Origin of the sequence: Larkinella terrae (genome assembly GCF_009668025.1) — a bacterium.
Classification (GTDB): domain Bacteria; phylum Bacteroidota; class Bacteroidia; order Cytophagales; family Spirosomataceae; genus Larkinella; species Larkinella terrae.
In genome coordinates this window covers 123,900-143,753 of the sequence record NZ_WJXZ01000012.1, presented here as the reverse complement: position 1 = coordinate 143,753, position 19,854 = coordinate 123,900, and the positions used below count along the sequence as shown (strand labels likewise).

General features: G+C 51.4%; 21 protein-coding genes. 10 read left to right on the top strand and 11 right to left on the bottom strand.

Annotation, left to right across the window (positions count from 1 at the left end):
• Positions 1-274: 274 nt before the first annotated feature.
• The 3 genes from GJJ30_RS19090 (at position 275) to GJJ30_RS19080 (ending at position 2,609) form a co-directional block, all read left to right on the top strand.
• Positions 275-880, top strand: coding sequence for a cytochrome c oxidase subunit 3 (locus GJJ30_RS19090; RefSeq protein ID WP_229313244.1), 606 nt, complete (start codon positions 275-277; stop codon positions 878-880).
• Positions 877-1,695 (top strand): helix-turn-helix domain-containing protein, encoded by an 819-nt coding sequence (locus GJJ30_RS19085; RefSeq protein WP_154176778.1) that lies wholly within the window; start codon positions 877-879, stop codon positions 1,693-1,695. The genes GJJ30_RS19090 and GJJ30_RS19085 overlap by 4 nt, the downstream gene beginning before the upstream one ends.
• Before the next feature lie 71 nt (positions 1,696-1,766).
• The gene (locus GJJ30_RS19080; protein WP_154176777.1) at positions 1,767-2,609 is read left to right on the top strand and encodes an NAD(P)H-binding protein; all 843 of its coding nucleotides are present in this window, start codon (positions 1,767-1,769) and stop codon (positions 2,607-2,609) included.
• A 95-nt stretch (positions 2,610-2,704) separates the two neighbouring features.
• Here GJJ30_RS19080 and GJJ30_RS19075 read toward each other — a convergent pair whose 3' ends face one another.
• The 7 genes from GJJ30_RS19075 to GJJ30_RS19045 all read right to left on the bottom strand — a co-directional run bounded on the left by GJJ30_RS19075 (position 2,705) and on the right by GJJ30_RS19045 (position 9,228).
• Entirely contained in the window at positions 2,705-3,292 is a 588-nt protein-coding gene (locus GJJ30_RS19075; RefSeq protein ID WP_154176776.1) for a YceI family protein, read from the bottom strand.
• A gap of 27 nt (positions 3,293-3,319) precedes the next feature.
• The gene (locus GJJ30_RS19070) at positions 3,320-4,018 is read right to left on the bottom strand and encodes a hypothetical protein (RefSeq protein WP_154176775.1); all 699 of its coding nucleotides are present in this window, start codon (positions 4,016-4,018) and stop codon (positions 3,320-3,322) included.
• Between the two features lie 3 nt (positions 4,019-4,021).
• Positions 4,022-4,492 (bottom strand): QcrA and Rieske domain-containing protein, encoded by a 471-nt coding sequence (locus GJJ30_RS19065; protein ID WP_154176774.1) that lies wholly within the window; start codon positions 4,490-4,492, stop codon positions 4,022-4,024.
• A gap of 78 nt (positions 4,493-4,570) precedes the next feature.
• Entirely contained in the window at positions 4,571-6,259 is a 1,689-nt protein-coding gene (locus GJJ30_RS19060) for a porin family protein (protein WP_154176773.1), read from the bottom strand.
• The gene (locus GJJ30_RS19055; protein ID WP_154176772.1) at positions 6,231-6,800 is read right to left on the bottom strand and encodes an RNA polymerase sigma factor; all 570 of its coding nucleotides are present in this window, start codon (positions 6,798-6,800) and stop codon (positions 6,231-6,233) included. Before GJJ30_RS19055 ends, GJJ30_RS19060 begins: the two co-directional genes overlap by 29 nt.
• A gap of 173 nt (positions 6,801-6,973) precedes the next feature.
• Positions 6,974-7,828, bottom strand: coding sequence for a hypothetical protein (locus GJJ30_RS19050; RefSeq protein ID WP_154176771.1), 855 nt, complete (start codon positions 7,826-7,828; stop codon positions 6,974-6,976).
• 152 nt (positions 7,829-7,980) lie between these two features.
• Complete coding sequence (locus tag GJJ30_RS19045; protein ID WP_154177045.1) at positions 7,981-9,228, bottom strand: bifunctional 3,4-dihydroxy-2-butanone-4-phosphate synthase/GTP cyclohydrolase II; 1,248 nt, start codon at positions 9,226-9,228, stop codon at positions 7,981-7,983.
• Between the two features lie 324 nt (positions 9,229-9,552).
• Between GJJ30_RS19045 and GJJ30_RS32595 the strand changes: the two genes are divergently transcribed.
• From GJJ30_RS32595 to GJJ30_RS19030, 3 genes are all read left to right on the top strand, one after another.
• Positions 9,553-11,436 (top strand): T9SS type B sorting domain-containing protein, encoded by a 1,884-nt coding sequence (locus GJJ30_RS32595; protein ID WP_154176770.1) that lies wholly within the window; start codon positions 9,553-9,555, stop codon positions 11,434-11,436.
• A 126-nt stretch (positions 11,437-11,562) separates the two neighbouring features.
• Positions 11,563-11,898 (top strand): YbaB/EbfC family nucleoid-associated protein, encoded by a 336-nt coding sequence (locus tag GJJ30_RS19035; RefSeq protein ID WP_154176769.1) that lies wholly within the window; start codon positions 11,563-11,565, stop codon positions 11,896-11,898.
• A 3-nt stretch (positions 11,899-11,901) separates the two neighbouring features.
• Positions 11,902-12,939 carry a glycosyltransferase family 2 protein gene (locus GJJ30_RS19030; RefSeq protein ID WP_154176768.1) on the top strand — a complete coding sequence of 346 codons (1,038 nt, stop codon included), beginning with the start codon at positions 11,902-11,904 and terminating at the stop codon, positions 12,937-12,939.
• 2 nt (positions 12,940-12,941) lie between these two features.
• Here the strand turns inward: GJJ30_RS19030 and GJJ30_RS19025 are convergent, their stop codons facing one another.
• The gene (locus tag GJJ30_RS19025) at positions 12,942-13,163 is read right to left on the bottom strand and encodes a PspC domain-containing protein (RefSeq protein ID WP_154176767.1); all 222 of its coding nucleotides are present in this window, start codon (positions 13,161-13,163) and stop codon (positions 12,942-12,944) included.
• 424 nt (positions 13,164-13,587) lie between these two features.
• Between GJJ30_RS19025 and GJJ30_RS19020 the strand changes: the two genes are divergently transcribed.
• Positions 13,588-13,794, top strand: a complete 207-nt coding sequence (locus tag GJJ30_RS19020; protein WP_124875441.1) for a cold-shock protein — start codon at positions 13,588-13,590, stop codon at positions 13,792-13,794.
• A 129-nt stretch (positions 13,795-13,923) separates the two neighbouring features.
• On the opposite strand, the gene GJJ30_RS19015 is transcribed toward GJJ30_RS19020, so the two are convergent.
• Together GJJ30_RS19015 and lysS are read right to left on the bottom strand one after the other, a co-directional pair.
• On the bottom strand, positions 13,924-14,385 hold the full coding sequence (locus GJJ30_RS19015) for a 3-oxoacyl-ACP synthase (RefSeq protein WP_154176766.1): 462 nt from the start codon (positions 14,383-14,385) through the stop codon (positions 13,924-13,926).
• A 12-nt stretch (positions 14,386-14,397) separates the two neighbouring features.
• Positions 14,398-16,128 (bottom strand): lysine--tRNA ligase, encoded by a 1,731-nt coding sequence (gene lysS / locus GJJ30_RS19010; protein ID WP_154176765.1) that lies wholly within the window; start codon positions 16,126-16,128, stop codon positions 14,398-14,400.
• A 192-nt stretch (positions 16,129-16,320) separates the two neighbouring features.
• Here lysS and GJJ30_RS19005 point away from each other — a divergent pair, with 192 nt between their 5' ends.
• Together GJJ30_RS19005 and GJJ30_RS19000 are read left to right on the top strand one after the other, a co-directional pair.
• Positions 16,321-17,172, top strand: coding sequence for an SPFH domain-containing protein (locus GJJ30_RS19005; RefSeq protein WP_154176764.1), 852 nt, complete (start codon positions 16,321-16,323; stop codon positions 17,170-17,172).
• An 84-nt stretch (positions 17,173-17,256) separates the two neighbouring features.
• Positions 17,257-17,430, top strand: coding sequence for a type II toxin-antitoxin system antitoxin (locus tag GJJ30_RS19000; RefSeq protein WP_154176763.1), 174 nt, complete (start codon positions 17,257-17,259; stop codon positions 17,428-17,430).
• Positions 17,431-17,527: 97 nt separating this feature from the next.
• Here the strand turns inward: GJJ30_RS19000 and GJJ30_RS18995 are convergent, their stop codons facing one another.
• Positions 17,528-18,340, bottom strand: coding sequence for a type III pantothenate kinase (locus GJJ30_RS18995; RefSeq protein ID WP_154176762.1), 813 nt, complete (start codon positions 18,338-18,340; stop codon positions 17,528-17,530).
• A gap of 192 nt (positions 18,341-18,532) precedes the next feature.
• Here GJJ30_RS18995 and GJJ30_RS18990 point away from each other — a divergent pair, with 192 nt between their 5' ends.
• Positions 18,533-19,765 (top strand): serine hydrolase domain-containing protein, encoded by a 1,233-nt coding sequence (locus GJJ30_RS18990; RefSeq protein ID WP_154176761.1) that lies wholly within the window; start codon positions 18,533-18,535, stop codon positions 19,763-19,765.
• Positions 19,766-19,854: the final 89 nt, after the last annotated feature.

Below are 19,854 nucleotides of genomic sequence, written 5' to 3'. Positions count from 1 at the left end.
TAACTTAGTAACCGGTAGTCCATAATGAACCCGTAATAATTATGTTTTAAGCCAAAATTAGCCGGAAAATAGAACTATTATTATATAAATTGATGTGTTTTCATGAAACAGTAAGTAGTTCAATCGCTGCAAAGTAACTTGATTTTTAATGCTAGTTTAAGGACTTTATGTGGTCCGGATAGCGTTATTTCTTTGTCGAAAGCGAATTGGGCAAACCATTTTGAGCCGGTTCGCGTTTGGCAAACAAACCAAAAACCGCTGCTTTCACCGTCCGATGGAAACCCGTCGCCAGAACAACTTCATTACGCGTCGCCGGGAGCCCAAGCGTTTCATGCTCTGGCTGTGTATGGCGAGCAGCGTTTTTATCTTTACCGTTCTGCTGGTTACCTACATGGTGCGGAAGGTGGGTGCTGACTGGCGCAACGTGTCGCTGCCAACGGTATTTCTGGCCAGCACGGCGGTTATTATCGCCAGTAGCCTGACGTTACACATTGCCAACAGCGCCTTTCGGCACGAGCGGTTTACGCAATACCGGCTTTATCTGGGCACAACGCTGTTTTTAGGAACCCTTTTTGTCGTTTTGCAGGTGCTGGGCTGGCGGCAATTGATGCTGAAAGGTGTTTACCTGCAAACCAATCCGTCCGGCAGTTTTCTGTTTATTTTGTCCGGCCTGCACCTGCTGCACATTGTGATTGGATTGGTTTTCCTGTCCATTGCCTTTGCCGAAGCGATGCGCCGAATTCCATACGTGGAGGCTTTTGTTTACAGCGTTAATCCACCCAATATGCTGAAAATAAAGCTGTTTACGCTTTACTGGCATTTTGTGGATGTGCTCTGGCTGTACGTTTTTCTGTTTTTACTTTACCATCACGGGCTATGAACTACGAACAAATACCCCCACCGGCTTACCTCCGCGAGCACGTCCGTTACTTCTGGGTATTGGAAAGTAGTAGCCGGGATAGCTCCCCCAAAACCTTCCGACCCCTGGCCGACGGGTGTCCGGGGCTGCTCTTTCAGCAACCCGAACAAGGGGTGTTTTACGACCAGAGCCGCAAGCAGTTACCCGGTATTTTTGTGTACGGCCAAACCACGAGCCAGGCTCAACTGTGCCTGAGCGGGCAGTTAAATACGATCGGAATCTGTTTCTATCCCAACGCCCTGAAGTCGATTTTCGGATTCAACGCCAGCGAGCTGACCAACACCTGCACGGATTTGAACGAACTGGCCGAAAAACAGGGATTTCATCTGCTGGAGCAACTCTCGTCGATTCCGTCGACAGGGGGCCGGATTGAACTTCTGTCAAGGTTTCTGGTTTCCCAAATAAAAAAAAATGAAGCTACGGCGGACGGATTGATTCAGTACGCCCTGAGTCAACTGATCCAGTCAAAAGGAAATGTTTCCCTGAAAGAACTGCAAAAAACCGCTAACCTTTCCGAGCGAAGTTTCGAGCGCAAGTTCAATCACTGGGTCGGCATTTCTCCGAAAATGTTTGCAAAGATTTGCCGGTTTCAGGCTTCGCTGAACCAATTCCGGTCGAACGATTTCGACCGGCTGTCGGATATTGCCTTCGACAATCTGTACGCCGATCAGTCCCACTTTATCCGCTCATTCAAAGAATTTGCCGGTTTTTCGCCCAATCAGTTTCAGAAACGATCCATCGAAGTGGTCGAGAACTTTCCCCAGCTGATCGGGTAACGCCTGTCGGTTTTGTTCTATTTTGCCCGTATTCACTCCGCTAGTTTTGCCAAAAAACAACGGAAAAAACGATGAGTGAGGCAATTGAACAACCGGCTAAGCAAACGCTGGTTTTGGGAGGAAATGGAAAAACCGGTAGCCGGGTCTTACAACGTCTGAGCGAGCGTGGCTGGCCGGTTCGGATTGGTTCGCGGTCGGGCGAGCCCCGGTTCGACTGGGAAGATACCGCTACCTGGAAAACCGCATTAACCGACATCGAAGCGGTTTATATCTCGTTTCAGCCGGATCTGGCCGTTCCCGGCGCGGTCGAAACCATCCGTTCGTTTGTGGAAACGGCGGTGAAAACCGGCGTTCGGAAACTGGTGCTGTTATCGGGTCGGGGAGAACCGGAAGCGGAGGAATGCGAACGGGTCGTGATGGATTCCGGAACCGACTGGACCATTCTGCGCGCGAGCTGGTTCAGTCAAAATTTCAGCGAAAGCTACCTGCTGGAACCGGTTTTGGCGGGGTATGTGGCCCTGCCCGTTGGCGCGATCGGTGAACCGTTCATCGACGTGGAAGACATTGCGGATGTGGCCGCTGCCGCCTTGACGGAAGAAACGCACAACGGGCAGTTGTACGAATTAACCGGTCCGCGCCTGCTCACGTTTGAAGAAGCGGTCAACGAAATCGCTGCCGAAACCGGCCGACCGATTCACTATGAAGCTATCTCAATGGCGGATTATGCGTCGACACTCGCAGCATACGGGGTTCCCGGCGAATTTGTGGCGCTGTTAAAGTACTTGTTTATTGAAGTACTGGACGGCCGGAATGCCAGTGTGGCCGATGGTGTCGAACGGGCACTGGGGCGAAAACCGGCTGATTTCGCGGACTATGTCCGGCGAACGGCGGCCACGGGAGTCTGGGGTAAGTGACTTTATGACTTTCGCTAACCCCTAAATCCCCTGGAGGGGACTTTTGCAACCCGATTGGGCTGTGTCCAAGTCTCCTTCAGGGGATTTAGGAGTATTCATGAATCGGTATTTTTGAAAACCATCAGCAATTTCAACTTCACTTTCTCGTCCACCGGAACCATCATCAGCGACGGTTTTTCGACTTTATAATCGGATAAATTAATGTCGAAATCGCCTTTGATCGTTACCTGCGCATTGTCGTCCTGACGGGTTCCCTGAATGACAACCGGTTTGGTGACGCCGTGAAAAGTAAGATTGCCTTTTACCGTCAGGTTGGTGCCGTCCTGCTGAACGTCGTTGCTGGTAAACGTCACTTTGGGGTATTTCAACGCTTCCATTTTTTCCAGCGCGTGCGAATCGCGGTTGGAATTATCGCTGTCGAAACTCGATACTTTGGTCGCTGCGGCTACACTCTCGATTTTGTTGGCATCGTCGATGACGATCACGCAGGCAACGTCGCGGCTGACGCCCTCGAAGCTGTGCATGGGGTGCGTCATGGCGTACGTAATCGTTGATTTGCTCCGGTCGGCCATCAGCTTCCGTTTGGCGGGCGCGGGCGTATATTCCGGGTGGTGAAAGGCCACCAATCCGGCGCTGACGAGCAATAGGCAAGCCGTCAGCCGTTGATATGAAAAGGCTGTCATAGCAAAAGGGTGTGAAGTGATTGAATCTTACTTGATTTTTATGGCGATGATAGCGGCCGCATACGCTCCAAACGTTGTGTAGGCGGCTGCCCGGTGGTAGGGCTTCAAATCGGGGTGTTTGCCCACCTGGTGAGCCAGAATATTCGTAGCTACCATGCCGGTCAGGTGAAGCACGGCCAGCGCGCGGTGCAACTTGATCGAGCTGAAACCGCCTTTCCGTCGGGCAGTAGGCAGACCGGGCGGAGCCGTCAGCGACATCAAGGCCGTGGCTCCGTACGTAAAGTTGATGATGGTCGCCGAGGTTTCGTGCTGCTCCTTGATGCGGATGTAATCCAGGCCTTTGGCGTTATATAACTTGCTGCCCAGAATCCCCTGAACCACAAACCCCGCCAGGGTTGCAAATCCCAGTATCTGGTGGGTAACGAGAAACGTCCGACGGATTTTCAGTTCCTTCTCGCGGCCCTGGGGCGACAACGGAGCGATGTTGGTGAGCCGAAGCAATCCCTTCGGCCCCCAGAAAGCCCGTTGTGTAAAAACCATTTTCTTCGGTAACAACTCCTGAGCATCCGCCGTACTGTCGCTCAACTCGGCCAGCAGATCGTTGGCGTTGGATGAAGCTTTGATGCTGGTATCGGCCGGGGCTACGGCTTTTACACGGGTCGAATCCTGCGCCTGAAGTGGCCAATAGAGAATGGTAAGCAGGCAAACAATCAAGAGATGCTTCATAAGTCAGGCTTCAAATACGCGCAGATTCGTACCGGTTAAGGTTGTACTATATTTTTTCAGACTAGCCTGATTGTTGGTGGCTGGCACGGTTACTTTCCCCGTCAGGTCGTACTCGGAACCGTGGGTTGGGCAATACAGGTTATCGCTTGCGATCCGGTAGGTCACCAGGTTGCCTTCGTGCGTACAGATTTTCGAGAAAGCCACGTACGATCCGTTTTTCGCCATCGCGATCAGCACATCATCTTTATAGGCATATTTTTTGGTTGCGTCTTTCAAACCGGCAAATTCACTGGCGTTCAGATCAATGGTGAAATCGACTTTGCCGGTGGGGGTGGGGGTTGGCTCGTCGGTGCCGCCTTTCGAACAGGAAGTAAGCGTTCCCATGCAGTAAAAAGCCATCAATGCCGCGCTGCTCAATCCCAAACTCCGCAGGAATTCACTTCTCTTGATCGGTTCTTGTTGGTTGGTCTCCATAAGCTAATGAATAGGTTAATTATTAATGTATATACACTATTTTACGTCTAACGATTTTTGACCTGCGAAAAGTGTTGATCAAAGTCGGTAGCGCAACGAGAAAAATACGCCGGCACTCGTTAACCGGATTTTACCGTAGCCCAGTGTAGATCGCCGGGCGTATTTGAGGAAGGGTTCTACCTGCCAGGAAAACCGGCGCAGGGGGCCATCGGAACTAAAATTGCGTTCATATCCAAACGAGAAATTCAAATGACTCCATTCGTGAAAACCGGTTTTGCCTGACCAGCTGAAATATTGTGTCATTCCTGGATTCGGCATAACGCCCGGCGGGTAATTATATTCGTACCGTTCTTTTTGCATGATGTAGGATGACAGACCGGCACTGACGAACCAACGGCGCCGTTGGTTCACCATGACATCGAACCGCAGATTGACCGGAATATCCAGAACCGTACAAACTGCATCGACACTTTCGTACATCGGGCCGTACCAATGGGGTGGTTTGGCATAGGATTTTCCCGGCGCATTGTATTTTTTGACCGATCGCAAAACACCACTCTGAATCGTAAACCGCCGGGCAAACCGGTATTCACCGACAACGCCAATCTCGAAATCCGTGGCTGCTTTGGGGCTGTCTCCCACAAAATTCAGGTCTGGTGCCATAATGAACCGAATCGATAGCGCCGGATACCCAATGACGGGGATCGTTGGCGGAACAATTCTCGGCCCGACCGGCGGCAACATGGGTTCCAGATCCAGTTCCGACAACCTCGGCAATGGTTGTTTTTTGGGAGCCCGGGCCGAAATAAAATTCAGATTTCCCAATAAATCGAAGGGTCTTGTTTCCGAAGACAAAACCGGTGCTTCTTTGGTCTGATCGCCAGTTGATTCGCCCGCACCGGCGTTCGAACTCGTTGGCGTTTCTGAACCGGAAACCGGGTTTGCCGGGCGGTCAGTCGATAAACCGGTCGGACTGGCATCGCCGGTTTTTCCCGACAAACGGGGTTGCGCCAGCGGATCGTCCTGGTAAGCGATTTTTCCGGTTTTTGAAATTCCGGAGACCGTTTTGCGGGTTTCTGACCGAACCGAACCGGTTTTTTCGATTACCGGAAGAGTCGAAACCGCTTCGCCCGACCGGTTATTTTCCCCACGCACCGGTTTTCTACCCCGGTTTTTTGACAATGAACGGGCACTTATTTTCGTAGGTATGGCGTTGTTTTCAACCACTAGATCCGGCGAACCAACTGGTTTTGAAAGCCTGGTGCCTGAGCCGGTTTCGGACTTCGAGTTGACAACGGTTCGATTGTCAACCGGTTTTTCAGCTTCCCGGCTGTTGTTCCCCGCTGCTGAGCCGACTTCGGCGTTCGTTGCCACCGATGGCCGGGCGGTTTTTTCCGACGCCCTACGGGAACGACCGGATTCTGCCGAAACGGAACCTGCTGCCGACCGGCCATTGCCCTCAACGGAAGCGGACTGGGTTGCCCCGGTTTTGCCCGCGGATACCATTTCCGGATGCGTTGCCGGTTTTTTGGCTGCCGAGCGCACCACCACCGGTTCTACCACCAGCGAGATCGTCGTTAGCAACAGCAGCAACAGCGGCAAACCCCAATAGACAAATCGGTAGATAAACCGCGACCGGTCATCGTCGTCGAGACGCTGGCGCAGACTATTCCAGTCTTCAGGATTGTAAGGCGGTTCAAACTCCTCGGCTGACGACCGGAAGAGCTTGTCCAGTTCGTCATCGGGAAGTTCTTGCAAACTCGCCATGGCATCTACGTTTTAATAATTGTTTCAATTGTTCACGGGCACGCGCCAGATTGGACTTCGAAGTACCGACCGAAATAGCCAACTGGCTGGCGATCTCTTCGTGGGTAAATCCATCGATTGCGTACAAGTTAAAAACCATTCGGTAGGCGGGGGTCAGCAATTGCACGACTTCCATCAATTCCTCATGGCTCAGTTGATCGAGGGCACTGGCTTCGACGTCCGGTATCTGAACGGCCTGGTCGATGTCCTCGTGGTAACGGTGTTTCAGGTTCTGGCGGTAATAATCAAGGGCGGTATTGATCATAATCCGACGCAACCACATCTTGAAAGGTACTTCGGGCCGGTATAGATTCGACCGGGTAAAAACTTTCATAAAGCCGTCGTTCACGATCTCCACGGCTTCGTCCCGGTTGTATGAATAGCGCAGACTAATCCCCATCGCATATCCATAGAACTGCCGGTAAAGCTGCTCCTGGCTTCTGCGATTGCCGTTCTGGCATTCCTGTAATAGTCCGGCGATATCTGGGGAGGGCACTGTCATACGTCGGGTTTCAATCGTCAATACGGTATTCGGCAGAGATGGGTTGCGTCAACCGGGTAAAAGTTTGCTAACTGTCTTCAGTGAGCAGTTCTGTTTTTATGAATCATAGGTTGGCAGGACAGAACAAGATACAAATAAAGTTAAGAACTGACTCACTGAAGACAATTAACCGATCAGGGTGCGGGCGCGACCGGCGTGTCTTTATTGACAATCGGCCACACACCGGGTTGCGGAAAGCTGATGCCTTTGTTCAGGCCGCGCTTGCCGTTGTCCTGCTGAAAATAATACAAAGGCCAGCCTTTATACGTCAACTGCTGGTGTCCGGCCACCGTAATCGTGCCAAACAGCGTTTTGTCGATCGTCGACGGCACATCCTTCAGCGTTTCTTCATACAAAGGCCAGACCGCGTTGTTGCTGAAATCGGCCTTCGTATAGTTATTTTTCATGTTTTTATCGTTTTTAAAACCGTAGAGCGTGCGGCCCATGCCGTCGGTGAAATAAACCGTTTTGCCGGTTCCTTCCTTGTAATCGGACGTGTACGATTTCCCGTTGTGCCCAACCAACTGTGCGCTGGCCATCATGATGGAATACGTTGGTTTAGCCACAAACCAAATGCCACCCACGTTTTCGCCTTTCACGTCGCCCGCAGCGGCATCATCTTTAAAATAATACAGCGGCCAGCTTTTATACGTCGTCTGTTTCGCGCCGTCGGCCCGGGTAATCGTACCGAAATCAGACGCGTTCAAACCGGTGCCCAGTTTGGGGGTTGCCCGGTAAAAAACCGGCCAGTTGGTCAAACAGCCGCCGGTACAGGTCGATGCGCCGGTGCTGTCGTAGTCATTGGAAAAGAAATACAGTGTCCGGCCGGTTTCATCCGTCAATACATTTCCCAATGAGGTGCTGTTCACGTTAACGGCAGGATCGGGAGGGGTTACGACTGGATCTCCCGAATCTTTATCACAAGACGTTAAACAACCGGCAATAATCAACAGGGCGACCACAGGGGCCGCAATCCATCTTGGTTTCATAGTAAATAGATAAAAAGATTAGAATTAAATGCGTACCTGTTGAATCGATTCGTTGCCAGTACGAAAGGGGAAGCGAAAGGGTTGCGTGTTTGCTAAAAAAGGGCAAAAAAAAGCCCGTCGGTCAGAACGGGCTTGGGAATTAATCCTGATTGTCAAACGGTTGGGTCGCTCACGTGACTGAGTTCGTGACCCATTTTGTCGCGTTTGGTGCGGAGGTAAACCTCGTTATGCGGATTGGGGCGAATGTCGATTGGAACAGTTTCGACGATTTCCAGGCCGTAGCCCATCAGTCCCGCCCGTTTTTTCGGGTTATTGGTGATCAACCGGAGTTTGGTAATTCCCAGATCCCGCAGAATCTGCGCGCCAACGCCGTAGTCGCGGGCATCCATAGGCAACCCGAGTTCCAGATTGGCTTCAACGGTATCACGGCCCATTTCCTGCAATTTATACGCCTTCAGTTTGTTCATCAGCCCGATGCCGCGGCCTTCCTGAAACATATAAAGTACGACGCCTTTGCCTTCGGCTTCCACCATTTTCATGGAAGCGTGGAGCTGTTCTCCGCAGTCGCAGCGGCACGAACCAAAAATATCGCCGGTTACGCAGGACGAGTGGACCCGCACCAAAACCGGTTCGTTTTTTTCCCAGGTGCCCTTGATCAGGGCCAGATGCGTGTCGTCGGTGTTGAGCTGCTTGTAGGCAATCAGCTCGAAGTCACCGTAGCCGGTGGGCATGTTCACCCCGATTTCGCGCTTGATCAGACTTTCCTGCTGCAGCCGGTACCCGATCAGATCCTGAATGCTGACTAGTTTCATGCCGAATTTATCGGCCATTTCGCGCAGTTGCGGTAACCGCGCCATCGTTCCGTCTTCGTTCAGCACTTCGATCAGAACGCCCGCTGGTTGCAATCCCGCCAATCTGGCGAAATCAATAGCGGCTTCGGTGTGGCCCGCCCGGCGGATGACGCCACCATCGACGGCCCGCAGCGGAAAAATATGCCCCGGACGACCCAGATCTTCGGGTTTGGTTTCCGGATCGACCAGCGCACGGATGGTTTTGGCCCGATCGCTGGCCGAGATTCCGGTTGTACAACCGTTGCCCAGCAAATCGACCGAAACCGTAAAGGGAGTCGTATGAACGGAGGTGTTGTTGCCCACCATCATTTCCAGCCCCAGTTCCTGGCAGCGCGCGTCGGTCAATGGAGCGCACATCAGGCCGCGACCTTCCTTGATCATGAAGTTGACCATTTCGGGCGTAATTTTTTCCGCAGCGCAGATCATATCGCCCTCATTTTCCCGGTCTTCGTCATCAACGACGATGATTATTTTCCCGTCGCGAATATCCTGTACGGCATCTTCAATGCGATCCAGCAGACTACCGGGATTGGTATTATTATTGCTCATCATAATGGGTAGAAAAAGACAATAGACAGGAGATAAAAGACCAGTAACCGGTCGGTGCTTTGTGAATAAAGTCTTTCATCTTTTGTCTTTTATCTCACGTCCTTTAGAACATTGTTCCGCAAAGATACGTTCGATACGCTAAATTTGTGTTTTGGACGTTTTATCTAAAATCAATACTTGTAGTTACGAAAACTTTTATCCCTCGTGAGCGAAGTCAGGAATTGGTCAGCCGGTTTAGTGTGGTTAGTCCGGCAGCGGGCCCGGATTTTCCTGATTGGGCTGTGTTTTGTGTTGAATTTTAACACGTTTGCTCAAACAACTACGGTGGATTGGTGTGTAAATCCTCCTTCGGCCGCCACCAAAGGCGGTTTCAGTGTGTCGGCACTAAAGGGCTGTGCGCCACTGACGATAACCGTAAAAAATACGACTGCAAGTCCGGATAATTTATTCCGGTACGTTTACGAATACAAGGGAGGGGACCCGATTGCTACAAATGCCAGCGTTGCGGCCACTTCCTATACGTTTCAAAAACCGGGTAAATACCGGATCCTCCAGTTGGGCAGCAGCGGAGGGACGGGCTCGGTTGCCTGCCAGGAAGTTGAGGTTCTGGACGCGACACCACCCAATTTCCGGGCCTACAGCTGTGCTGATCTCAAAGTGGTTCTGGATATTGTCAACGACGCGGTTGCCAGCCAGTACGACGAATTTCTGGTGGACTGGAACGACGGAAGTGCGATCCAGACCGTACCGAAAACCGCCCTGGCCGGCATCAGCCACACTTACCTGAACAATGCCAACTACAAAATAAAAGTCAGCGGGAATTACCAGGGAATCAACTGCGGAGGGGGCTCGTTTCAGCAGGTGACGCCAATGCTGAGCAGCGAATTTGTAAAACCGATCATCACGCGGCTAACGGCAAGCGGTACGACCGTTACGTTGCAGATTCAGGCCGGAGCCAAACAGACGGTAACGTTATACCAGAAAAGTGCATCCGGTACGTTCAATCCGACTACCATCTCCCGCGTCGGGAATGGTCCGTTGGTCATTGCGAATATTACCTCGCATCCGAGCTGTTTTATGGCGGTTTCGATGGATGCCTGCGGGCAAAAGTTTGAATCGACAGAAGTGTGTAGCATCGGGCTGGAAGTGACGGCGAAGGACCAGTCGAACGAAGTGATCTGGACGGCGCCGGGCAATCCGACTAATTTCCAGAAATATACTGTTACCAGAAACGATGCTGCGTTTCGTACCCTGACCAGCCTTAGCAACAATTCCATTACGGATAAGGAAGGGCTTAACTGCAACGAAAACTATTGCTATCAGGTAACGGCGCTCGCCGGTTCCACCGAAATCGTCTCCGACCGGATGTGTGTTACGGTTCGCTCGTCGGCGGTCCCTCCGCCTTTTTCAACGGTGCAGGTGTCGGTCAATGGCGACAGTCGGGTGGATTTGCGGGGCCTGCCGCCGGTTCCAACTTCCCAGAATCCGAGTTACAAGATGATTGTTTTTCGCCGGGATCAGCCGGGCGGTTCTTTTGCGCAAACCGCCGAAGAAATTGACCGGAATATTCATCAGGATGGGAGCGTGGATCCCCAGAAACAATCGTATTGTTACGAAATCGTTTACCAGAACGCCTGTGGGGTGTCGTCGGAGCATTCGAAAATGGTCTGCACGATTTACCTGAGCTCCAATTCGGCGGCTACCATCGACTGGACGGGCGATTCTCCTTTTGCGGACGAAGCCATTGACCATTATATCGTTGAAGAAATTGACGAAAGCGGGACGGTTAACGAGTTTCCGCCCATTCCTGCCACGACGACCTCCTACCGGCCTCCGGTGAATAACGCGGATACAAAGCGGTATCGCTACCGGGTCAAGGCGGTTTCCAAATCCGGTGCCGTCAGTTATTCCAACTTCTACACGCTTTTACAGGCTCCCCGGCTTTTTGTGCCCGATGCGTTTACACCCAACGGTGACCGGGATAACAATGTACTGGAAGTAAAAGGCAGCACCAGTTTTGACTCCATCCAACTGACGATCTACAACCGGTGGGGCGAAGTGGTATTCCGCGGTGAAAACCGGGAAGGATGGGATGGAAAAATCGATGGGCAACCGGCCCCGATCGGCAGCTATGCGTACCGGGTTGTGGCGCAGGATCAAAACGGTTTAAGAACAGAAAAGATCGGGAAGGTGTTACTGATTCGGTAGACAATCGAGTAAAGACATTCGCCGAAAGGCGGCAGGTCGGCTATTCTTGCTACCTTTGCCTGAACCATCTGATGGAGTTATCATTACTTTTTTTGTCTTTTGTCTCACTTCTATACTCAACACAGTATGTTCAATATGATGGATATGTTTGGTAAGGTGAAAGAGTTTCAGTCTCGTATGAAAGAAGCTCAGTCCAACCTGAATACCATTACTGAATCGGGAGAATCGGGTGCCGGTATGGTTCGCGTAACCGTTAATGGCCTCAAGCAAATCATCAAACTGGAGATTGATCAGGATTTAATCCGGCCCGACGATCGCGAAATGCTGCAGGATTTAGTCGTTGCGGCCACCAATAAGGCGCTCGAAAACGTAGAACCTAAAATCAAGGCTCATCTTCAGAAAGCAACTGAAGGATTATTGCCAAATATTCCCGGTTTCGATCTGGGAAACCTGATGGGCTGATGCATGGATACGATTGCCATCGTAATTCTGAATTACAACGGAAAAGCATTTCTGGAGCAGTTTTTACCTTCCGTCCTGCGCCATTCGGCAGGCTGCCCGGTTTATGTGGCCGATAATCATTCCACCGACGATTCGGTTGCGTTGTTGCAGGAGAAATTTCCAGCGATACGACTCATTCAGTTGCCGGTCAATTTCGGTTACGCGGGTGGTTACAATGCCGCTCTGAAACAGATCGATGCCCGGTTTTACCTGTTGCTTAATTCGGATGTTGAAGTGAGCCCGGACTGGTTGTCGCCCCTGCTGCAACTGATGGAAGCCAATCCCCGGGTTGCGGCCTGTCAGCCTAAACTTCGCGCGTTTAAACATCCCCGGCTGTTTGAATACGCTGGTGCGGCTGGGGGATACATCGATTACCTGGGCTACCCGTTTTGCCGGGGCCGGTTATTCGACACCACTGAAGAAGATCTTCATCAGTACGACGACGCCCGGCAAATATTCTGGGCTACGGGCGCGTGTATGCTGGTGCGATCGGAAGTGTTTCATCGGTTAGACGGTTTTGATCCCCGGTTTTTTGCCCATATGGAAGAAATTGACTGGTGCTGGCGGGCCAAAAATGCCGGTTATCAGATCTGGTATTGCCCGGATTCGACGGTTTACCACGTCGGTGGAGGCACGCTCCACAAATCCAATCCCCGGAAGACTTTGCTGAACTACCGCAACAGTCTGGCGATGCTTTACAAGAATTTACCGGAAGGGCACGTATTTCTGAATATTCTGATCCGGCTGATTCTCGACGGTTTATCGGGCCTGCGGTTTCTGGCGTCCGGCCACTGGCGGGATACGCTGGCGATTTTGCACGCTCATTTTACATTTTACAGCTGGCTGCCTTACCTGCGTACGCAACGGAATGCGCTGGCCGACCTGCGAAATAACCGCATCACCCACCGGGAAATTTATCCGCACAGTATTATTTGGCAGTACTTTGTGAAAGGTCGGAAAACGTTCAAAAGCCTTCCGAAAATTGAAAACCGGCTGGACTAAGGTTATAATTCCCAGACGGTCGGGTGGTTGTGTCGCCGGAGGTGTTTCCGCATTTCCATCCAGAAGGCCATAATCAGATAAAGAACAACGGGCGATCCGAGCGTGAGGCACGACGTATAGATAAAATACAGCCGAATGCTGCTGGCCGAAATGTTCATTTTCTCGCCCAATCGCGTGCAAACACCAAATGCCTGACTTTCCACGAAATACCTGAGCTTATTCATCGTAGTAACGTACCTGATAATCAGAGTTCAGTCCTAAAACGTCGGGTATATGAATGAAAATCCGCAGCGACGGATTTGTTTGATTACCAAATATACACCGAACGACTTTGATCAACAATTCCTAAAACGTTTTGTTTAGATTAATATTTAGAGGTAAATTTAATTTGTATCATAAAGTCGCTAAATAAGACAATAAAAATCGAATGGAATTGTTTACATATTCGTAACAAATTTTGTTACTTTGTGTTTACTAAGGCGTTGTCTTATTAAAAGTTAGTTTATTTTTGTTATTCAACAAAGTCAATGCATAGACGGTTTGTTCCATCCGTATCGCCCATTTCGTGTGTTAACCTGGAACCTGTTTGAAGACTTTTGTTAAGAATACTCCAGTCAGTAATGTTTTATTTTTAATTTTTTAAGTTTTATGCAAACAGGTGTTGTCAAATTTTTCAACGAGAGCAAAGGCTACGGGTTCATCGTCGAAGATGATACGAACCGTGACATTTTCGTGCACATTACTGGCCTGAATGGTACCACTATTCGGGAAACAGACCGGGTCTCTTTCGAAGTAATCGAAGGGAAAAAAGGCCTTAATGCCGTTAAGGTGAAAAAACTGGAAGGAGCCTATTGAGAAACAACTTCTTCAAAAACATAAAAACCCCGATCGCATGACCGGGGTTTTTGTTGTTTTGGGAGAAGTTAGACAAGAGAATAGAGACAAAATCGCAAGAATAGTCTTTACTCTCTTGTCTGACCTCTTTTATCTTACAGAGACAATTCGGACCGGTTTTCCATTGAAAATCACCTCGTCGTTGGCTGCCGCGTGGTGCAAGCGAACCGCAATGGGCGAAGCGGCCGAAACCGCAAAATAGTCGGTTTGGTCGACCGTTATCTTCCCGGCGCTAATGGCGATGAAATAATTTCCCTGGCTCGTCATCACCAGGCTCCCCGCCTGAACGATCGAATACGTTTTCGTGACATCGATCCGGCCGAGCTCCTGCTGGAGTTTGAGCGCTTCGGCCAGTTGCTGGGCGTGGCGGTCGCGCTCGATTTGAGCCATCGCCCGACCGGTTTCGTATTTATCGCCCGCGCTGCTTTTCGATTCCTCGTTGGCCGCCGACTGGGCCGCTTCCATTGCGGTTTTGGCCGTTTCGATCCGTTGCCCAACGTACTGTTGACACCGGTCGAAAAGAGTCTGCTTAATTGGGTCGTAATCGGTCATGGGCGGTTTTCGTTACTGTCCCGTCCAGCTTTTCACCTGATCGAGCGTCGGCATCGTCACGTCCAGTTTCAGTTTTTTCCGCATGCCGCCCAGGTCGTTGAAAATCTTGTTGGCGTTGGCACCGTTCAACTGGCTGACGTGCTGAAAACCCATTTTCTGTAAAGCCGGAATCCAACCCGCCGGAATGCCCAACTGCTCGTAATCGGCGTCGGTTGACAATTCCAATTTCTTTTCGGGCCGCATTTGCGGGAAAAACAATACATCCTGAATCGACGGCTGATTGGTCATGATCATCGCCAGCCGGTCGATACCCAAACCAACGCCCGCCGTGGGTGGCATGCCGTATTCGAGGGCGCGCAGGAAATCTTCATCCATCGCCATCGCTTCTTCGTCGCCCCGTTTCGCCAGTTCGAGTTGTTCCTCAAACCGGGCACGCTGGTCGAGCGGATCGTTCAGCTCCGAGTAGGCATTGGCAATTTCCTTGCCGTTGCAAATGGCCTCAAAGCGCTCCACCAGTCCCGGTTTGCTCCGGTGTTTCTTGGTCAGGGGCGACATTTCGACCGGATAATCGGTAATAAACGTCGGCTGAATCAGGTTGGCTTCGACGGCTTCACCGAACAACTCGTCGATGAGCTTCGATTTGCCCATCGTGCTGTCGGTTTTGATGCCCCGGTTTTCGGCCACGGCCCGCAGCTCGTCCTCGCCCATCGCCGACACATCGACGCCGGTGTATTCCTGAATCGCTTCGAACATCGTAAACCGCTTCCAGGGCCGCTGGAAGTTGATGATTTTGTCGCCCACCGGCAGTTCGGTCGTTCCGTGCAGATCCATCGCAATCTTCTCGACCATTTCTTCGATGAGGTCCATCATCCAGTTGTAGTCTTTATAAGCCACGTACAACTCGACCTGCGTGAACTCCGGATTATGAAACCGGCTCATACCCTCGTTGCGGAAATCCTTGGCAAACTCGAACACACCGTCGTATCCGCCGACGATCAACCGCTTCAGATACAGCTCGTTGGCAATCCGCAGGTAGAGCGTCATGTCGAGCGTATTGTGGTGGGTCCGGAAAGGCCGGGCAGCCGCGCCCCCGTGAATGGGTTGCAGAATCGGCGTTTCTACTTCCAGATAACCGTGATTGGCCAGAAACGTCCGGATCGAGTTGACCAGCCGGGTCCGCTGAACAAACGTATGGCGCACTTCGGGGTTCACGATCATGTCCACGTAGCGCTGGCGATACCGTTGTTCCGGATCGGAGAAAGCGTCGTAAACGTGTTTATTGCCCTGTTCGTCAACCACTTCCTTTACCACGGGTAGCGGGTGCAGCGATTTGGTCAGCAATTTGAATTCCGTAACGTGAATGGAGATTTCGCCGGTTTGGGTCGTAAACACGTAGCCTTTCACGCCAATAATGTCGCCGATGTCCAGTAATTTCTTGAAAACCGTATTGTAGAGCGTCTTGTCTTCGCCGGGACACAGGTCGTCGCGCCGGAAATAGAGCTGAATCCGCCCGGTGGCGTCCTGCAACTCCGCAAACGAAGCCGAGCCCATAATCCGGAAGCCCATCAGCCGCCCGGCAATGGAAATACTTTTATAGTCGGTTTTGTTCCGTTCGTAATTTTTATGAATGTCGGCCGCGGTGACGTTGACCTCGAATAATTCGGCGGGATAGGGATCGATGCCCATCCGCATGAGTTCCTCGCGCTTGTTGCGCCGGTTGATCTCCTGTTCGCTCAGTATCATCTTGATTTTAAAAAGAGTTGCAAATATAGTGGATCGAAACACGGATTTAACGGATCGAACGGATTCGAACGGATTACTTTATCCAGATTATCAACTCTTTTTCCCCGAAAATTCACCGTGCATCCGAAATTTAATGGCAGGAATTCAAAATTTTAGCTACTATTGTGATATCAAAATAATATCACAATTGCCATGAATGAAAAGAACCTTACCTCGCTTTCCGGCTATGTATTGCTGCTCATAGCCCTGATTCTGCTTGGCGTTGCGGCCTACGGTATTGCTGCCGATGCCGTTGCGCTCGGGATTATTTCCTTCCTGATTTCGATTATTATCATGAGCGGACTGGCCGTGATCAACCCCAAGGAAGCGGTTGTTACCACGTTTTTTGGCGATTATACGGGAACCATGAAACAAACCGGACTCCGCTGGGTGAATCCGCTGTACCGGAAACGGAAAATTAGTCTCCGCGCCCGAAACCTGAATGGGCAGACGCTCAAAGTGAACGACAAAACCGGTAACCCCATCGAAATTGCCGCCGTGGTGGTCTGGCAGGTGGCAGACAGCGCGAAAGCCTTGTTTGAAGTCGACGATTACCATATGTTTGTCCAGATTCAGTCCGAAGCTGCCGTTCGGCACCTGGCCAGCACCTGCGCCTACGATAACATGGAAGACGAAGATGCCACGGTAACACTGCGCGATAGTACCGGTCAGATCAACGTTTTGCTGGAACAGGAACTGAACGAACGGCTGGAACGCGCCGGTGTCGATATCCTCGAAGCCCGGATCAGTCACCTGGCCTATGCGCCCGAAATTGCCGGAGCTATGCTGCAACGCCAGCAGGCCAGCGCGGTGGTGTCGGCCCGGAAACTGATCGTGGAAGGCGCGGTCGGAATGGTGGAAATGGCGCTGGCCCGGCTTGCCGAAAAAGACGTGGTTACACTGGACGAAGAACGCAAAGCTGCGATGGTCAGCAACTTACTGGTGGTGCTGTGCGGAGAAAAATCCGTCAGCCCAGTCGTCAATGCGGGAACACTCTATAATTAGAATGAAAAATGAACAATGAATAATGAAAGTCCGCCACGGCCGTATTTCATTGTTAATTGTTCATTATTCATTGTTTATCAGCATATGGCTGCGGAGAAAAAAGCATTTGTGTTACGGATCAATCCCGAAACGCTGAAGGAGCTCGAACGCTGGGCGCAGGAAGAGTTTCGCAGCGTGAACGGGCAGGTTGAATTTATCCTCCACGAAGCGTTGAAAAAACGGAAAAAGGGAGCGACACCAGAGGAAAAAACAGAATAATAGCGTATGTACCCACGGACTGTTAGTCCGTGAGATCTTTCTCGGTTTAGGTGTAACTTCCACTGAAAGTCTCACGGACTAACAGTCCGTCGGTACATTAAACCCGCAGGCCGATTTCCCGAATTCCTTCCAGCGTCAGATTCGGGATTATTTCCACAAAGTCAGCGCTCAGCGTCGGAATCGCTGTCGCCATACCGCCCGTCGCTACGGCAATACAATCTCCTTTCAATTCGGTCCGAATGCGTTCAATGAGCGATCGAACCAGTCCTTCGTACCCCAAAACCACACCCGCCTGAATGGCGTGGGCCGTGCTCGTTCCCAGGGCCGAATCGGGCATCACCAGCGGCACTTCGGGCAGTTGGGCGGTGGTAGAAAACAGCGAACGCACGGCGGTTTTGAGTCCCGGTGCAATGGCAACGCCGAGCATCTGACCTCCGGCAGAAACCGTCGTGAAGGTCAGCGCTGTTCCGAAATCGATCACCACGCAATTTTGTTTATAGCGCAAATGAGCCGCCATCGCGTTGGCAACCAGATCGGTACCAATGGCGTAAGGCCGCAGAATCTGCAACGGCAGGGCATGGTAAATGGGTGGACCGACCACGACCGGCTCCTGGCTGAAAAGCCGGGTGAGTGTGGCCCGCAGGGTCGGCGTCAGTTCCGGCACCACACTGCTGATCACAATTTTTTGAACTGCACTGATCGGAATACCGGCTTCCAGGAACCACAACCGCAGCAAGCGTTCGTACCGATCCTGTTCGGCCGGAACCGCATCACCAACCGACCGGTCCGTAATGTGAAAAGCCATCGGTTCTTCGAGCAACGAGCGCGTCCGCCAGACGTGCCGCCATTGCTGCTGATCGTATAATCCAAAAACGGTATCGGAATTGCCTGCGTCGACGGCGAGGAACATAAGGTATGATTATCAGTAGAATGTGCAAAGATAGTACGAAACCCCGTTTTGAAAATGTGTCACCCGGCAAAATCACGTAACGGGTTGACGGACGTTCCCGGATAAAATCGCTACTTTTCGTTGGGCGATTCCCGCGGCTGGGTACTTTTGACGACCGGTTTTTCAATTGACATTCATTCGGGTAAAATCAGAATGACTCAACGATTTAGAAATAGTGCCTTAATTCTGTGTCTGGGGCTTGCATTGGCGGATTGTCGAAAAAGCAACGATGAAGTCGTTGCGCCCGCTCAGCCGCAAACCTGGTTTGACTTTTTCGGGAAAGCGCTCAACGACTCGTTGAAAGCCAAAAAAGTCGGATACGGTTTTGTCATTCTGGAAAATGGCGAGCTGCGGGCGTCGGGCAGTGGCGGTTTGAAGTCGCGGGCCAGCGAGCCGGAAGGGGAGAAAGCTTTTACGCTGGACACCAAAATCCACATTGCCAGTATGAGCAAAACCATTGCGACGATGGCATTTCTGCATCTGGCCGCCGAGAAAGGCATTAAAACGACGGATAAAATTTTGCCGTATTTGCCTCCCGACTGGGCAAAAGGCGAAAATATTGACCGGATTACGTTCCGGGATCTGATGACGCACCGCAGCGGAATCATCGGTTTGGGCAACAATTGTGTCAACGGGGCTTTTACCGAAAATATCTGGCTGGGTTTCAAACAGCTCATTCAGCAGGGCGTAAAAACCGCCAACCGGGGAAACTACTGTTACCAAAACGCTAATTTTGGTTTGTTCCGGGTATTGATTCCGGGCATTTTGAGTTACCAGTTTACCGGTAACGACAACACCGACGATCTGCAAACGCAGCAGCGGTTTATGGACTATGTCCAGAAAAATGTTTTTGAGAAAGTGGGCATCAGGAATGTCGTTGCCAACCAGCCGCCGGGCGATCCGACTTATTCCTACTCGTATCCATACACCGGCATAGTGGGCTGGAATCCAGGCAGTTTCGCCAACGTGGTTGGCGCGTATGGCTGGCACCTGACGACCTCCGAAGCCGGAAAACTGTATGCCACGGTTTTGTCGACCACCGACCAAAGCGTGCTGACTACGGCCTGGAAAGACACCTTATTCAATAACCGCCTGGGTACGTTTGCCGGCACAACGCCCGATGGACCCATCCAGTATCACGACGGCTGGTGGTTTCTGAAACTGGCTCAGTACCAGGGCGTACGAACGGTCTGGATGCGGTTTCCCAATAATGTGATGGCGGTTTTGATGGTCAATGCGCTGCACCATTCGCGGGGCTATTTCCCGAGCGACGACGGCACCGATATTGTTACTTATCTGGCCCGGGCGTATACACTGACCCGGCAGATGAAAACCGGTCGGCAGCAAGCCGGTGAATGGAAGCTGGAACACACCGAACCGCACTGATTCAGGACGGAAAAGGGTGGAAAATCGACCGGTTCGTTGTATCTTTACTTATTGATTTTCAGGAGATGAGGCTTGTTTCGCAGACGGAA

What these genes read in the sequence shown, in the direction of transcription:
- GJJ30_RS19090 (WP_229313244.1), top strand. Translation starts at nt 275, where the DNA reads ATGGAAACCCGTCGCCAGAACAACTTCATTACGCGTCGCCGGGAGCCC.
- GJJ30_RS19085 (WP_154176778.1), top strand. Translation starts at nt 877, where the DNA reads ATGAACTACGAACAAATACCCCCACCGGCTTACCTCCGCGAGCACGTC.
- GJJ30_RS19080 (WP_154176777.1), top strand. Translation starts at nt 1,767, where the DNA reads ATGAGTGAGGCAATTGAACAACCGGCTAAGCAAACGCTGGTTTTGGGA.
- GJJ30_RS19075 (WP_154176776.1), bottom strand. Translation starts at nt 3,292, where the DNA reads ATGACAGCCTTTTCATATCAACGGCTGACGGCTTGCCTATTGCTCGTC.
- GJJ30_RS19070 (WP_154176775.1), bottom strand. Translation starts at nt 4,018, where the DNA reads ATGAAGCATCTCTTGATTGTTTGCCTGCTTACCATTCTCTATTGGCCA.
- GJJ30_RS19065 (WP_154176774.1), bottom strand. Translation starts at nt 4,492, where the DNA reads ATGGAGACCAACCAACAAGAACCGATCAAGAGAAGTGAATTCCTGCGG.
- GJJ30_RS19060 (WP_154176773.1), bottom strand. Translation starts at nt 6,259, where the DNA reads ATGGCGAGTTTGCAAGAACTTCCCGATGACGAACTGGACAAGCTCTTC.
- GJJ30_RS19055 (WP_154176772.1), bottom strand. Translation starts at nt 6,800, where the DNA reads ATGACAGTGCCCTCCCCAGATATCGCCGGACTATTACAGGAATGCCAG.
- GJJ30_RS19050 (WP_154176771.1), bottom strand. Translation starts at nt 7,828, where the DNA reads ATGAAACCAAGATGGATTGCGGCCCCTGTGGTCGCCCTGTTGATTATT.
- GJJ30_RS19045 (WP_154177045.1), bottom strand. Translation starts at nt 9,228, where the DNA reads ATGAGCAATAATAATACCAATCCCGGTAGTCTGCTGGATCGCATTGAA.
- GJJ30_RS19035 (WP_154176769.1), top strand. Translation starts at nt 11,563, where the DNA reads ATGTTCAATATGATGGATATGTTTGGTAAGGTGAAAGAGTTTCAGTCT.
- GJJ30_RS19030 (WP_154176768.1), top strand. Translation starts at nt 11,902, where the DNA reads ATGGATACGATTGCCATCGTAATTCTGAATTACAACGGAAAAGCATTT.
- GJJ30_RS19025 (WP_154176767.1), bottom strand. Translation starts at nt 13,163, where the DNA reads ATGAATAAGCTCAGGTATTTCGTGGAAAGTCAGGCATTTGGTGTTTGC.
- GJJ30_RS19020 (WP_124875441.1), top strand. Translation starts at nt 13,588, where the DNA reads ATGCAAACAGGTGTTGTCAAATTTTTCAACGAGAGCAAAGGCTACGGG.
- GJJ30_RS19015 (WP_154176766.1), bottom strand. Translation starts at nt 14,385, where the DNA reads ATGACCGATTACGACCCAATTAAGCAGACTCTTTTCGACCGGTGTCAA.
- lysS (WP_154176765.1), bottom strand. Translation starts at nt 16,128, where the DNA reads ATGATACTGAGCGAACAGGAGATCAACCGGCGCAACAAGCGCGAGGAA.
- GJJ30_RS19005 (WP_154176764.1), top strand. Translation starts at nt 16,321, where the DNA reads ATGAATGAAAAGAACCTTACCTCGCTTTCCGGCTATGTATTGCTGCTC.
- GJJ30_RS19000 (WP_154176763.1), top strand. Translation starts at nt 17,257, where the DNA reads ATGGCTGCGGAGAAAAAAGCATTTGTGTTACGGATCAATCCCGAAACG.
- GJJ30_RS18995 (WP_154176762.1), bottom strand. Translation starts at nt 18,340, where the DNA reads ATGTTCCTCGCCGTCGACGCAGGCAATTCCGATACCGTTTTTGGATTA.
- GJJ30_RS18990 (WP_154176761.1), top strand. Translation starts at nt 18,533, where the DNA reads ATGACTCAACGATTTAGAAATAGTGCCTTAATTCTGTGTCTGGGGCTT.